14 protein-coding genes are annotated in these 13,391 nt (G+C 71.9%); 9 read left to right on the top strand and 5 right to left on the bottom strand.

What is annotated here, in order from left to right; translation table 11 throughout:
* Positions 1 to 81: 81 nt before the first annotated feature.
* Entirely contained in the window at positions 82 to 1,035 is a 954-nt protein-coding gene (gene meaB / locus AC6CCG_RS25535; RefSeq protein ID WP_496657569.1) for a methylmalonyl Co-A mutase-associated GTPase MeaB, read from the bottom strand.
* On the bottom strand, positions 1,032 to 2,231 hold the full coding sequence (locus AC6CCG_RS25530) for an acetyl-CoA C-acyltransferase (RefSeq protein ID WP_496657568.1): 1,200 nt from the start codon (positions 2,229 to 2,231) through the stop codon (positions 1,032 to 1,034). Before AC6CCG_RS25530 ends, meaB begins: the two co-directional genes overlap by 4 nt.
* Positions 2,232 to 2,549: 318 nt before the next feature.
* On the opposite strand from AC6CCG_RS25530, the gene AC6CCG_RS25525 reads away from it, so the two are divergent.
* The 3 genes from AC6CCG_RS25525 to AC6CCG_RS25515 all read left to right on the top strand — a co-directional run bounded on the left by AC6CCG_RS25525 (position 2,550) and on the right by AC6CCG_RS25515 (position 6,749).
* Positions 2,550 to 4,334, top strand: coding sequence for a hypothetical protein (locus tag AC6CCG_RS25525; RefSeq protein ID WP_496657567.1), 1,785 nt, complete (start codon positions 2,550 to 2,552; stop codon positions 4,332 to 4,334).
* A 97-nt stretch (positions 4,335 to 4,431) separates the two neighbouring features.
* The gene (locus AC6CCG_RS25520) at positions 4,432 to 5,499 is read left to right on the top strand and encodes an AI-2E family transporter (RefSeq protein ID WP_496657566.1); all 1,068 of its coding nucleotides are present in this window, start codon (positions 4,432 to 4,434) and stop codon (positions 5,497 to 5,499) included.
* Positions 5,500 to 5,732: 233 nt separating this feature from the next.
* Positions 5,733 to 6,749 carry a hypothetical protein gene (locus AC6CCG_RS25515; protein WP_496657565.1) on the top strand — a complete coding sequence of 339 codons (1,017 nt, stop codon included), beginning with the start codon at positions 5,733 to 5,735 and terminating at the stop codon, positions 6,747 to 6,749.
* A gap of 125 nt (positions 6,750 to 6,874) precedes the next feature.
* Here the strand turns inward: AC6CCG_RS25515 and nucS are convergent, their stop codons facing one another.
* Complete coding sequence (gene nucS / locus AC6CCG_RS25510; protein ID WP_496657564.1) at positions 6,875 to 7,573, bottom strand: endonuclease NucS; 699 nt, start codon at positions 7,571 to 7,573, stop codon at positions 6,875 to 6,877.
* 111 nt (positions 7,574 to 7,684) lie between these two features.
* Between nucS and AC6CCG_RS25505 the strand changes: the two genes are divergently transcribed.
* The 3 genes from AC6CCG_RS25505 to AC6CCG_RS25495 are packed head-to-tail and all read left to right on the top strand — an operon-like array spanning position 7,685 to position 8,914.
* The gene (locus AC6CCG_RS25505; protein ID WP_496657724.1) at positions 7,685 to 7,957 is read left to right on the top strand and encodes an Rv1322 family protein; all 273 of its coding nucleotides are present in this window, start codon (positions 7,685 to 7,687) and stop codon (positions 7,955 to 7,957) included.
* Positions 7,954 to 8,745, top strand: coding sequence for an alpha/beta fold hydrolase (locus AC6CCG_RS25500; RefSeq protein ID WP_496657563.1), 792 nt, complete (start codon positions 7,954 to 7,956; stop codon positions 8,743 to 8,745). The genes AC6CCG_RS25505 and AC6CCG_RS25500 overlap by 4 nt, the downstream gene beginning before the upstream one ends.
* A 40-nt stretch (positions 8,746 to 8,785) precedes the next feature.
* Entirely contained in the window at positions 8,786 to 8,914 is a 129-nt protein-coding gene (locus tag AC6CCG_RS25495) for a hypothetical protein (protein WP_281385343.1), read from the top strand.
* Here the strand turns inward: AC6CCG_RS25495 and AC6CCG_RS25490 are convergent, their stop codons facing one another.
* Entirely contained in the window at positions 8,915 to 9,331 is a 417-nt protein-coding gene (locus AC6CCG_RS25490) for a hypothetical protein (RefSeq protein ID WP_496657562.1), read from the bottom strand.
* A 67-nt stretch (positions 9,332 to 9,398) separates the two neighbouring features.
* On the opposite strand from AC6CCG_RS25490, the gene AC6CCG_RS25485 reads away from it, so the two are divergent.
* Together AC6CCG_RS25485 and AC6CCG_RS25480 are read left to right on the top strand one after the other, a co-directional pair.
* Positions 9,399 to 10,343 (top strand): hypothetical protein, encoded by a 945-nt coding sequence (locus AC6CCG_RS25485; RefSeq protein WP_496657561.1) that lies wholly within the window; start codon positions 9,399 to 9,401, stop codon positions 10,341 to 10,343.
* Between the two features lie 9 nt (positions 10,344 to 10,352).
* On the top strand, positions 10,353 to 11,186 hold the full coding sequence (locus AC6CCG_RS25480) for a GNAT family N-acetyltransferase (RefSeq protein ID WP_496657560.1): 834 nt from the start codon (positions 10,353 to 10,355) through the stop codon (positions 11,184 to 11,186).
* Positions 11,187 to 11,251: 65 nt separating this feature from the next.
* Here the strand turns inward: AC6CCG_RS25480 and AC6CCG_RS25475 are convergent, their stop codons facing one another.
* On the bottom strand, positions 11,252 to 12,130 hold the full coding sequence (locus AC6CCG_RS25475; RefSeq protein ID WP_496657559.1) for a peptidylprolyl isomerase: 879 nt from the start codon (positions 12,128 to 12,130) through the stop codon (positions 11,252 to 11,254).
* 68 nt (positions 12,131 to 12,198) lie between these two features.
* Between AC6CCG_RS25475 and AC6CCG_RS25470 the strand changes: the two genes are divergently transcribed.
* Entirely contained in the window at positions 12,199 to 13,212 is a 1,014-nt protein-coding gene (locus AC6CCG_RS25470; protein ID WP_496657558.1) for an NAD(P)H-dependent flavin oxidoreductase, read from the top strand.
* Positions 13,213 to 13,391 lie beyond the last annotated feature (179 nt).

Genomic DNA, 13,391 nt, shown 5'->3' with positions numbered 1-13,391 from the left:
CACCTCAGTCGCCCCGATACGCAGCCCTGCCACGCCGACCTTCCTGCCTCACCCGAGACCACCCGCAGCGCATTGTCCGGGTCACTCCCGCGCAGCGACCAGTCTATCGGCCGCAGCGTACGGGTCCAGCCTTCCGTCTCGTACGTCCTCGGCGAGTTTGACCAGCCGGTCGCCGCCGCCGGAGTCCGCGGCGCCGAGCCTACGTCGGAGCGAGGCCAGCGCGAGCGCCGACACCTCGGTCTCGGCACGGCCCAGGCGGCGGCCCTGCCAGCGCCCGGTCCGCTCCGCGTCGGCCCGGAACCGGTCCAGCCGTTCCACCAGGTCGGCGATCCCCTCGCCGGTCGTCGCGACCGTCCGAACGATCGGCGGTTTCCAGTCGTCCGGGCCGTGCTCGGCCAGCGCGACCATGCCGCGGAGGTCCCGGATCAGGCTCTGGGCGCCGTCCCGGTCGGCCTTGTTGACCACGAACAGGTCGCCGATCTCCAGCACTCCGGCCTTGGCCGCCTGCACCCCGTCGCCCATCCCTGGCGCCAGCAGGACCACGCAGGCGTCGGCGATCCGGGCCACCTCGACCTCGGACTGGCCGACCCCGACGGTCTCCACCAGGACCACGTCGTAACCGGCCGCGTCGAACCCGCGGAGCGCCTGCGGTGCCGCCGCCGACAGCCCGCCCAGGTGGCCCCGGCTGGCCATCGAGCGGATGAACACGCCGTCGTCCAGCGCGTGTTCCTGCATCCGGACCCGGTCGCCGAGCAGAGCGCCGCCGGAGAACGGCGACGACGGGTCCACGGCCAGGACTCCGACCCGGTCACCGCGGGCGCGCAGCGCACCGATCAACTCGGCGGTCACCGACGACTTGCCGACGCCGGGCGAGCCGGTCAGGCCGATGACGTACGCGTGCCCGGTGGCCGGTGCCAGCGCCGCGGCCAGCTCGCGCAGGACCGCGGCGTCGTCCTCGATCGCCGACAGCACGCGGGCCAGCAGCCTGCGGTCGCCGGCCCGCAGCCGCTCCCGTACGGTTTCGGGGTCGATCACGCGTCGCCGACGGTGAGCAGCAGCGCGTCGCCCTGGCCCCCGCCGCCGCACAGCCCGGCCACGCCGGTGCCGCCGCCGCGGCGGCCGAGCTCGAGGGCGAGGTGCAGCACCAGCCGGGCACCGGAGGCGCCGATCGGGTGGCCGAGGGCGACCGCACCGCCGTTGACGTTGACCCGCTCGTCGATCGCGGAGTCGGACAGGCCGAGGTCCCGGGCGCTGGCCACCGCGACGGCGGCGAACGCCTCGTTGATCTCGATCAGGTCCAGCGCGGCGGCGTCGATCCCCTGCCGCGCGCAGGCCCGCCGGATCGCGTTGGCCGGCTGCAGTTGCAGCGACGAGTCCGGGCCGGCCACCTGCCCGTACGCACCGATGGTGGCGAGCACCCGCCAGCCGTTGCGGCGGGCGACCTCGGCGTCGGCGACGACCAGCGCCGCGGCGCCGTCGGAGATCTGGCTGGAGCTGCCGGCCGTGATCGTCCCGCCGGCACCGAACGCGGGCGGCAGCGCGGCCAGCGTCTCGGCCGTGACGCCCGGACGGATGCCCTCGTCGGCAGCGACCAGCGAGGGGGCACCACGACGGTGGGCGACCTCGATCGGCTCGATCTCCTCGGCGAACACGCCGGACTGGGTCGCCGCCAGGGCCCGCTGGTGCGACCGCGCCGCGAACGCGTCCTGGTCGGCCCGGCTGACCAGCGCATCGCCGGTGTTGCAGCCCTCGGTCAGCGCGCCCATCGCCTGATCGGTGAACGGGTCCCAGAGACCGTCGTGGGCCATGTGGTCGACCAGCCCGGCCGGGCCGAACTTCACTCCCGTCCGCGAGGTCGGCAGCAGGTGCGGCGCCAGCGACATCGACTCCATGCCGCCGGCCACGACGACCTCGGCCTCGCCCGATCTGATCATGAGGTCGGCCAGCGCGACGGCGTTCAGGCCGGACAGGCAGACCTTGTTGACGGTCAGGGCCGGCACGTCCATGGCGATCCCGCCGGCGACGGCCGCCTGCCGGGCCGGGATCTGGCCGGCACCGGCCTGCAGCACCTGGCCCATGATCACCGAGTCCACCGCGGCCGGGTCGACCCCGCCGCGGCGCAGGGCGGCCGCGATCGCGTGCCCACCCAGTTTCGTTGCGGGAAAGCCACTCAGCCCGCCGAGCAGGCGCCCGATCGGCGTCCGCGCTCCGCCCACGATCACCGAAACCACGACGCTTCTCCCCTCAGTCCTCGGGCGGCCCGCACCCGTTCCAGGCCAGTCTGACACCGGTCGTCTTGGGCGTGACCGCCGATGAGGATACGGTAAGGAGAACGCACTCGGGTGCGTTCTCATCAGCGTGCACGGAGAGGACCGGATGTGGCTTCGGAAGAAACCGGCCTGAATCTCTTTGACGATACGGCAAGTGCGGTCGGCAACTTCCCGTCCGCGATCCGCGGGTACGACAGGTCCGCGGTTGACGACTACGTGCGGACCCTCGAAGCAACCGTCGTCAATGCACGTCGTCAGGCCAGGGACCTCGAGGATCAGTTGGCTGCGGTCAGTGATCAACTGAACCAGGCCAACAGCCGACCGGCACCGGACAACGTCGACTATGCGAACCTCGGCGGGCGCGCGACGGACATCCTGCGGCTCGCCGAGGAACAGGCCCGCGAGATGGTCGACCGCGCGTCGGTCGACGCGGACCGGATCCGCGAGGTGGCCCGGCGGGAGGCCGACGGGATTCGGCAGGCCGCCGCCCGCGAGGGCAGCAACATCAAGAACACCGGCAAGTCCGAGATCGAGCAGATCCGCAGCCGGACCCGCGAAGAGGCCAAGTCCCAGGTCGAGAAGGCCTCGGGCGAGGCGGCGAACATCGTCGCCGCGGCCCGCCGCGAGGCCGAGGCGCACCGGCGCCAGGCCGAGCAGGAGGCCCAGACCCTGCGGCAGCAGGCCTACCTGGACACCGAGACGCTGCGCCGGCAGGCCGAGCGGGAGGTCGCCGAGACCCGGCAGCAGATCGCCAGCGAGCGGGAAGCGGCGATCACCCAGCTGAAGACCACCCACGAGGAGCACGTCAGCAAGACCACCGCGCTGCTGGCCGAGGCGACCCAGCACAACAAGGAGGCCACCGCCCGGCTGGAGAAGGACATCGCCGAGGCGGAGCGGATCCGGTCCGAGGCGCTCGCCGAGGCCGAGCGGATCCGGACCGAGGCGATCGCCAACGCCGAGGAGCGGATCGCCGCGGCGAAGAAGCAGGCCGCCGCGATCAACGAGCGGACCCAGCAGGAGTTCTCCTGGCGCAAGCAGCAGCTGAAGCGGGAGACCGACCTGCTCGGGCAGCGCAAGCAGGCGGTGCTGAATCAGCTGGCGAGCCTGTCCGCGCTGGCCGAGCAGACCGCGCAGACGTTCCCCGACCTGGACGAACTCGAGGGCTTCGAGGCGGAGCACGGCGACACCACGCTGCTCCGGCCGCCGAACCTGCCGCCGTCGCTGCCGGAAGGCTCGAGCGGCGAGGCCGAGGACACCATCGACGCGAACAAGCCGGACGGTGACGAGCCGGAGGCGAAGGCCGGGGCCGAGTCGAAGCCCGACTCCGCCGCCGAGCCGTCCTTCGACCCGGACACCACGATCGTCCAGCCGGCCGTACGGGACGGCCAGTCGGCCGGTTCGCCGGCCTCGGCCGGCGAACCGCAGCGGCCTGGCGCTCCGGCACCGGGCTCGGCCGGCTCCCCCGCCGCCTCGGCGACCTCGCCGTCGGCGCAGTCCGACGACGACGGCACGCTGATCCGCGACAAGGAGCGCCCGGCTGCGGCCGGCCAGGCCCAGCAGCCCACGCAGAACCAGCAGCGGCCGCAGGGCCAGCCCGGACCGAACCAGCCCGGGCCGAACCAGAGCGGACCGAACCAGGGCGGGCCCAACCAGCAGCGGCCCAACCAGCCGGGCCCGCAGCAGGGCGGCCCCCAGCAGCGGCCCAACCAGCCGCAGCACCCGCAGTCTCCGCCGGGGCAGCCGCAGCAGGGCCCGCGGCCGCAGAACCAGCAGGGACTCGGGCATCCGGGCCAGGGCCAGGTCCCGCAGGGCCAGCCGCGGCACGCGCAGCCGCAGCAGGGCCAGCAGGGTCCGGGCCAGCAGGGTCAGCCTCAGGGACCCGGTCAGCGCAGCCCGCAGAGCCCGCAGGGCCAGCCGCATCAGCAGGGTGGCGGCGACCACACCGTGCTCGCACCGCCGCCGGCACGCCCGGCCGGCACCGAGCATCTGCCACGTCCGGGTGCGAACCCGTACCCCGAGCAGACGGGCGGGAGCGGCCAGGGGCCGCAACCGTATCGTGGCTGAACCGACCGATCCCTCACCAGCCGAACCCTCGAGAGCAGAGCCCTCCAAGGCACCCCGGCGGCCACCGACCGCCGAGGTGACCCCGGGTCCGGATGCGGTGACCGAACCGCAGCGTCGGTTCCTGTTCCAGATGCCGCCGTTCTGGATCGGCTTCTCCGGGACGCTGGGCGCCTTGATCGCGTTCGGCCTGGCCAACCTCGTGTTGCAGGCCCGGTCGGTGTTGATCTTGATCCTGGTCGCGATGTTCATCGCGCTGGGTCTGAACCCGATGGTCGATCTTCTGCGGCGGCGGGTGAAACGTCGCTGGCTCGCGGTGCTGATCGTCGTCCTCGGGCTCCTCCTCGTGCTCGGGTTGGCCAGCGTCGCCATCGTGCCGGTGTTCACCCAGCAGATCACCAACCTGGTCGTTCAGGCGCCGACGATCCTGGGCGACCTGCAACGCAACCCGCAGATCCACGCGTTCGACCAGCAGTACCAGGTGATCTCCAACCTGACCCAGTTCCTCAGTTCGGGCGCCTGGGTCAACCAGCTGTTCGGCGGCATCCTCGGCGCCGGCCAGATCGTGATCGGCGCGGTGTTCTCCGGCTTCACGTTGTTGATCTTGACCCTGTGGTTCCTCGCCTCGCTGCCGGCGATCAAGACCGGCATCTACCGGCTCGCCCCGGCGTCGAAACGCGAGCGGGTGGCCGAGCTGGGCGACATGGTGTCGGACCGGATCGGCTCCTACCTCTCCGGCCTCTTCGTCGTGGTCACCTGCGCCGGCATCGGATCCTTCATCTTCCTTTGGATCGTAGGGATCTGGGTGCCGGAGCTGCGCAACTTCGCACTGGCACTGGCGGTGCTGGTCGCGCTGTTCGACTTCATCCCCATGATCGGCCCGCCGATCGCCGCGGTGATCGTTTGCGTGATCGCGTTCGTCCAGTCGCCGGTCAGCGGGATCGCCGCGGTGATCTACTACTTGATCTACCTGCAGTTCGAGAGCTATGTCCTCTCGCCGCGCGTCATGAAGCGGTCGGTCAACGTTCCCGGCGCGTTGGTGGTCATCGCCGCCCTGATCGGCGGTACGCTGCTCGGCGTGGTGGGTGCCCTGATCGCGGTGCCCACCGCGGCCGCTGTCCTGCTCCTTCTGCACGAAGTCGCGCAGCCGAAGCTGGACACTTCCTGACCAAAGCGGGCCCTCCCGAACCCGATTCCGTGCGAATCCTAAGAAAAATCGCCGCAGACCCTCGTCGGATCGGCGTTGGCTCAGTAGCATGACTCGGGCTCGGGGAAAAGCATTTGGCGTCAGGTGGCGCCTGTCCACACGTACCACAAGCCCCGAGGATTCGAGTGAGCGCATTCGCCCAAACCACCAACCCCCAGTTTCCGCTGGTCCGTAAGGGATACGACCCGACCGCTGTGTCGAGCCAACTCCAGAAGCTGGAGAGCCGGATCGAGGTCCTCTCCGGCTCGACCGATCAGCTGAACCAGCAGATCGCGGATCTGACCGAGGAGAACGAGCAGCTCCGCAAGGCGCTGGACGAGACCTCCAAGGGTGGCGAAGTCAACTTCACCAATCTCGGCGGTCGCGCCGGCGACATCCTGCGGATCGCCGAGGAGCAGGCCAAGGACGTGACCGAGCGGGCGACCGCGGAGTCCGAGGAGGCCCTGCAGAAGGCCCGCGCCGAGATCGAGATGCTGAACCAGCACGCCGCCGAGGAGCGCGCGGAGCTGAAGGCGTCCGGCACCGCCGAGATCGAGCGGCTCCGGCAGCAGGCCGCGGCCGATGCCGACAAGCTGCTCAGCAAGACCCGCGGCGAGACCGAGCAGCTGATGACCGCGGCTCGGCTGCAGGCCGAGGCCGTCACCACGGAGGCCGATCGGAAGGCCCGGGCCCTGGTCCAGTCCTCCGAGATCAAGGCGAAGTCGATCGTGGCCTCCGCCGAGAAGGAGATCGCCGACGTCCGCCAGCAGGTCGCCACCGAGCGTGACGAGCTGCTGACCGAGCTCCGGACCACCCAGCAGGAGTCCGAGGCGAAGCTGTCCAAGCTGCTGGCCGAGGCCACCGAGCACCACCGGACCTCGTCGCAGCACCTGGCCGAGGAAGCCGAGAACGCCGCCAAGCTGCGTGCCGACGCCCTCGCCGAGGCCGAGCAGATCAAGGTCGCCGCGGTGGCCGAAGCCGACCAGTTGGTCGCCCAGGCACAGCACCAGGCCGCCACGATCGACGAGCGCGCTCGGCAGGAGTTCGCTTGGCGGAAGCGTCAGATGCGCAGCGAGTACGAGCTGCTCGGCCGTCGCAAGCAGGAGATGCTCAGCCAGCTGGCCTCGCTCTCCGCGCTCGCGCTGGAGACCGCGGAGAAGCTGCCGGAGGTTCCGGAGCTCGACTTCACCGATCTCGAGCGGCAGGACTCCAAGACGGCGGACGTCTCGTGAGCCCGGTCAACTTCTGAGGTACCCGTCTCACTCTTCCCCACCTGCACGTAACAACGCGGCGGGCCCCGGTCAGTCCGGGACCCGCCGCGTTGGTGTTGGTACGAGTTCGAGCTCGGGGAACAGGATCAGAAGAGGCGCTCGGTCGGGTCGTCCAGGCCGCGCAGCAGGTCGTAGTCGACCGTGACGCAGGCGATCCCCCGGTCGGTCGCGACCACCTTGGCCTGCGGCTTGATCAATTGCGCGGCGAAGACGCCCTGGACGTCGCCGAGCAGCGGGTCGCGGCGGAGCAGTTCGAGATACCGGGTCAGCTGCTCGACCCCGTCGATCTCGCCGCGCCGTTTCACCTCGACCGCGACGTAGCCGCCGTCGGCGTTGCGGCAGAGCAGGTCGACCGGGCCGATCGCGGTCGGGTACTCCCGGCGGACCAGGCTCCAACCGGCGCCGAACGTCTCCGGATGCTCGGCCAGCAACTCCTGCAGGTGAGCCTCGACGCCGTCCTTGCGCAGGCCCGGATCGACTCCGAGCTCGTGGCTGGAGTCGTGCAGCACCTCGGCGAGGGCGATCCGCAGCGTCTCCCCCTCGGCGTTCTTGACCTCCCAGACGGCCGCCAGCGACTCCAGGCCGGGCACGTCCTCCGCCTCGGCCGGCTGCTCCGTCAAGGTGCACGGCGGGCTCATCCAGTTGAGCGGCTTGTACGCCCGGTCGTCGGCATGGATCGACACCGAGCCGTCGGCCTTGATCAGGATCAGCCGGGTCGCCATCGGCAGATGAGCGGTCAACCGGCCGGCATAGTCGACCTGGCAGCGAGCAATCACCAAACGCACCCGGACACCGTACCGGCGTGGGCCCCGATCACCGCAGGCGAACCGCCGCCGGGCGGTCTGGCAGACTGCAGTGGTGATGATCAACTCCCCGGCCGCGGTCTCGTGGTGATCATGGCCCGCCGCCGCAGCAAGCACACCCGGCCGGCCCGGCCGCTGGGAGCCCATCACGCCCACGCCGAGAACAAGGGCGACGGCCGCTGGATCGTCCGCACGGTCCCAGGCGCGCGCGCCGAGAAGGAGTACCGCTGCCCCGGCTGTGATCAACCGATCCGGCCCGGCACGCCGCACGTCGTCGCGTGGCCGGACGACCCGGGCTGGCAGGCCGATTCGGGCCTGGAGTCCCGGCGGCACTGGCACACCGCCTGCTGGCAGCGTCGCCGATGAACATCCCGGCGCTCAACACCATGATCGTCGGCGACCACGGCAGCCCGGTCGTCTTCTGCCACGGCCTGTTCGGGCAGGGCCGGAACTGGACCGCCATCGCCAAGGCGATCTCCGATGATCACCGCAGCCTGCTGGTCGACCTGCCCAACCACGGCCGCTCGCCGTGGACCGAGGACGTCGCGTACCCGGCGGTCGCCGACCTGGTCGCCGCGCGGCTGGCCGAGCTGACCGACGGCGAGCCGTTCGCCCTGGTCGGCCATTCGATGGGCGGCAAGATCGCGATGATGATCGCGCTGCGCCACCCCGAACTGGTCGAGCGGTTGTGCGTGGTGGACGTGTCCCCGCGGCCGCAGCGGCTGGACGGCGACAGCCCGTTCGCCCGGTACGTCCGCGGCATGCGCTCGCTCGACCTCGAACACACCCCCGACCGGGCCGCGGCCGATCAGGCCCTGGTCCCCTACGTCGAGGACCCGGTGGTCCGCGGCTTCCTGCTGCAGAACCTGCGCCGGGACGGTGATCACTGGCGCTGGCAGCAGAACCTGCAGGTGCTCGGCGACCGGCTGGACGTGCTCGGCTCCTGGCCCGAGGTGACCGAGCCGCCGTACCAGGGCCGGGTGCTCTGGGTGGCCGGCCAGCGCTCGGACTACATCACCGACGCCGACCGGGAACCGATGCGGGCCCTGTTCCCGGCGGTCCGCAAGGTCGTGATCAAGAACGCCGGCCACTGGGTGCACTCGGAGCAACCGGAAGCCTTCCTGGCCACCCTGCGGGTCTTCCTCGCGGCCTGAAATCACCCCGAACAGCCCCGGTTGCCGCCAAGATGGGGCCATGCATCTGCTCCCGCTGGACGTAGCGCCGGAACCGGCGACCCAGGTCGGCCCGGTCGTGATCATCGTCGTGCTGGCCGTGATCGCCGCCGTGGTGGCCGTACTGCTGATCCGATACCTGCGCCGCTAGCTAGAGCACGTCCATGATCAACGACAGCAGCGCGGAGCCGGCCAGCACCGAGAGCGCGTTGACGCCGAGCGCCACCGGCCAGGCCCAGACCGGCCCGGCCCACGGCGGCGACGCGCCGAGGGCGGCCGTTCGGCGGCGGATCACCAGCGCGGCGATCAGGCCCTCGATCCCGACCGCGACCAGTTCCAGGGGCACGACCAGCCAGGGCAGCAGGCCCGCGGTCAGCCAGAGCAGCGGATGGGTGGCCAGGTTGACCAGGATCGCGAGCAGCACCGCCACCGGCACCCGCAGCGGTGCCCGGCGGCCCAGCCAGCCCAGCGTGGCCCAGCCGAGCAGGTAACCGGGGATCTCGATGGCACAGGTCAGCACGAACGCCGGCAGCAACCCGCCGGCCCAGCTCAGCACCGCCTCCACCACCGTGCCCAGTCTGCCCCCTCCGGGCCCGCGCGGGGCTCGGCTCGCGCCGATTCTGCTGAGTGCCGCGATGATCATCGCGGCCGCCGCCGCGCTGGCCCTCGCCCTGCGCGCACCGCTGGCACTGACGGTGCTCGGGCTGATCGCGTTCGGCGTGCTGCACAACGTGCTGGAGCTGCGCTACGTCGCCGGCCGATTCGCCGCCATCCTGACCGGCCGCTTCCTGATCCTGCTGGTGATCTTGATCAGCGGCATCGTGGTCTGCCGGCTGATCGCCGGCTACCAGCCGGCCGTAGCCCGTTACGCCGAGGTCGGGCTGGGCTACCTGATCCTCGCCGTCGGCTGCTGGTACGGGCTGCGCGGCTGGCGCCTGGCCGTCGCCCTGCTGGTGCTCGCCGCCGCCGCGGTCGGCTCGTTCGGCTGGCCGTCGTACCACTTCGTGATGCTGACCCACCTGCACAACCTGGTGCCGCTGGTCTTCCTGTGGGAGTGGGCCCGCCGGATCCCGGGGCCGGCCCGCGGCTGGTTCCGCGCATCCCAGGTGCTCTGGGTGCTCGTCGTACCGGCCCTGATCCTGGCCGGCGCCGCCGACGCGCTGATCGTCGCCGACCCGGGCGTCGTGGCCAGCTTCGTCGGGGACGGCGCGCGGGTGATCGCGGCCAGCGCTCCTCCGGACGCCTCGGTCACGATCGGGCTCCGGCTGTTGGTGATCTTCGCGTTCCTGCAGACCATGCACTACGTGGTCTGGGTCGGCTTCCTGCCCCGTTTCGCGCCGGAGGCCGCGGCAGCGTTCGACTCCCGGGTGCCGTGGCTGCGCGGCTGGCGTACCTGGGCGGTCGGGGCCGCCGGTGGCGTCTTCCTGGCCGCGCTGTTCGTCTCGGACTACTTCACCGGCAAGGCCCTCTACGGCGCGCTGGCCAGCTACCACGCCTACCTCGAGTTCCCCGTCCTGCTGGCGCTGCTGATGACGCCCCTCTCCCGTACCTCCAACCAAGATGTCTTGATGTCAAGATAGTCTGTCGTCATGCTGCATCACGTCCTGCTCGCCAGCCCGCCCGACTCCGAAGCCGCCTCCCGTGCCTACTACGCCGGCCTGCTCGGCCTGACCGAGATCGCCAAGCCTCCGGCGCTCGCCGCCCGCGGCGGCTGCTGGTTCCGCGGCCCCGGCTACGAACTCCATCTCGGCATCGAGAGCGACTTCCGGCCGGCTCGCAAGGCCCATCCGGCGATCCGGGTGGCCGACCTGGACGCGCTGGCCGAGCGGCTGACGACGGCCGGCCACGCGGTACGGATCGACGACGAACTGCCCGGCTTCCGGCGGTTCTACGCCGACGACCCGCACGGCAACCGGCTCGAGTTCGTCCAGCCGATCGAGCCGGAGTGGCCGCTCGGCGACGGAGTGATCGTCCGGCGGGCCCGGGCGGCCGAGGTCGGGGAGATCATCGCGATGCTGCGCGACGACCCGCTCGGCCAGGGCCGGGAGGACGCCACCGACGCGGCCGGCTACGCCGCGGCGTTCACCGAGATCGACCGCGACCCCAACCAGCTGCTCGCCGTGGTCGAGGACGCAGGCCGGATCATCGGCACCTGCCAGCTCACCTTCATCGCCGGCCTGTCCCGGCGCGGCACCCTGCGAATGATCATCGAGGCGGTCCGGGTGGCCGCCGACCAGCGCGGCCAGGGGCTCGGCGGCCGGCTGATCGGCTGGGCGATCGAGCGGGCCCGGGAACGCGGTGCCGGCCTGGTCCAGCTGACCACCGACAAGTCACGGGTCGACGCGCACCGATTCTATGCCCGGCTCGGCTTCGTCGCCAGCCACGAGGGGATGAAGCTCGACCTCGGCCAGCACGTTCCCTGAGCCTGTCGAAGGGCCTGGACCGGCTCAGCACTTCGACAAGCTCAGTGCGCGGTCGGCGCGCCCATCTAGTCGCTGAGCTTGATCACCTTGCTGATCTTGGCCGGGTTGTTCGGCTTGCCGCCCCCGTACGGATTCGTGCCGTCCTGGCCCTCGGCGGCGATCCGCTGCACGACCGCGACCGAGGCCGGGTCCATGGTGCCGAAGATCGTGTACTTCTGCTCCATCGCGTCCAGGCCCGTGGAGTCGTTGTAGACCAGGAAGAACTGGGAGCCGTTGGTGTTGGGGCCGCCGTTCGCCATGGCGATCACGCCGGTGGTGTACGACTCCGTACCGTCGGTCTCGTCGGCGAAGCTGTAGCCGGGGTTGCCGCCGCCGTCACCGACCGGGTCGCCGCACTGCAGCACGTAGATGCCCGAGTCGACCAGCCGCGGGCAGGCGGTCTGGTCGAAGAACCCCTGCAGCACCAGCGACTCGAACGAGTTCACCGTGCACGGCGCCTTGGCCCGGTCCAGGGTGAGCTTCACCTCGCCCGCGTTCGTCATCATCGAGAACACCGGCTGGCCGGCGTTGGCGACCCCGGTCGTCTTGGGCGGCTGGACCGGCTTGGACGCGTTGCCGGTGGCCGGGTACTCGCAGGTCTCCGGACCCTCCGGCACGGTGGTCACCCCGCCGGTGGCCGGCGGCTGCGGTCCGGCCTGCGGCGGGCCGCTGCTGGACGGAGTGCCGGACGGAGCCGGCGATCCGGACCCGGCCGGCGTGGACGGAGCGCCCGGGCCGACGGGCGGCTGGCTCGACGAGGTGCCGCCGGACGGCGCCGCGCTGGAGGCGGGATCGTCCGGGGCTGCCGTACCGGAACCGAGCGGGTCGTTGACCGGGATGGTGCCGCACCCGGTGAGGAAGAGCGCCGCCAGGGCCAGGGCGATACGGCGCGGGACGGGATTCACGTGCCTACTGTGCCATGCGGTCTTGCCCGCTCCGGAGCCGACGCGCGCGCCGGTGGGAGGATGCCGGCATGGCCCGGCTCCTGGACTCCGACCTCCCCCTCGTCGCGGCCCCGATGGCCGGCGGGCCGACCACCCCGGCCCTGGCCGCTGCGGTCGCCGGGGCCGGCGGGTTCCCGTTCCTGGCCGGCGGCTACCTCTCCCCCGACGCGTTGGCCGCGCTGCTGACCGAGGTCCGGCCGCTGGGCAGGTTCGGGGTCAATCTCTTCCTGCCGCAGGACGAGCCGGTCGACCGGGAGGCGTTCCGCCGCTATGCCGACCGGCTGGCCCCGGAGGCCGCGGCGCTCGGCGTCGCCCTCGCCCCGGTCCCGGTCGAGGACGACGACACCTGGCCGGCCAAACTCGACCTGCTGCTGACCGATCCGGTGCCGGTGGTCTCGACGACCTTCGGACTGCCCGACCGGACCGCCGTTCGGGCGCTGCAGCGCGTCGGCACCCGGGTGCTGGCCAGCGTCACCACTCCGGCCGAGGCCGCGGCGGCACAGGACCTCGGGGTCGACGGACTGGTCGTCCAGGGCGTCGAGGCCGGCGGGCACAGCGCCCGGTTCGACCCGCGTGCGGCCGCGGCCGGGATCGCTCTGACCGACCTGGTCCGGGCCGTGGCCGGCCTCGGGCTGCCCCTGATCGCCGGCGGCGGCGTCGCCGGGCCGGACGACGTCCGCGACCTGATCGCGGCCGGTGCCGAGAGCGTCGCGGTCGGCACGCTGCTGCTGCGCTGCGACGAGAGCGGCGCCTCGGCGACGCACCGGGACGCGCTCGCCGACCCGGCCTTCACCGAGACCATGATCACGCACTGCTTCACCGGGCGCCCGGCCCGCGCCCTGCGGAACGGTTTCGCCGACCGGCACCACGCCGAGGCCCCGTACGGCTATCCGGCCCTGCACCACCTCACTCGGGAGCTGCGCCGCGCGGCGGCCCGGGCCGGCGACCCGCACCGGCTGCACCTGTGGGCCGGCACCGGCTTCCGGAACGCCCGGACCGGCCCGGCCGCCGCGGTCGTCCGGGCCCTCGCGCACCTGCTCTGAACGACCTCGACCTGGTCAGCGACACCGAGCCGACGCTCCCTGAGCTTGTCAAAGGGCCGGGCCCGATGTGCCCTGGTCCTTCGACAGGCTCAGCACACGAGTCGACAGGCTCAGGACTCGGTGTCACGCTCGTCCGGGAGAGCGGACCCTGGGATGCGGCAACCGCCCGGCCCTCGTAG

Source organism: Microlunatus sp. YIM B11417 (assembly GCF_059617205.1).
This window is presented reverse-complemented; position numbering and strand designations above follow the sequence as displayed.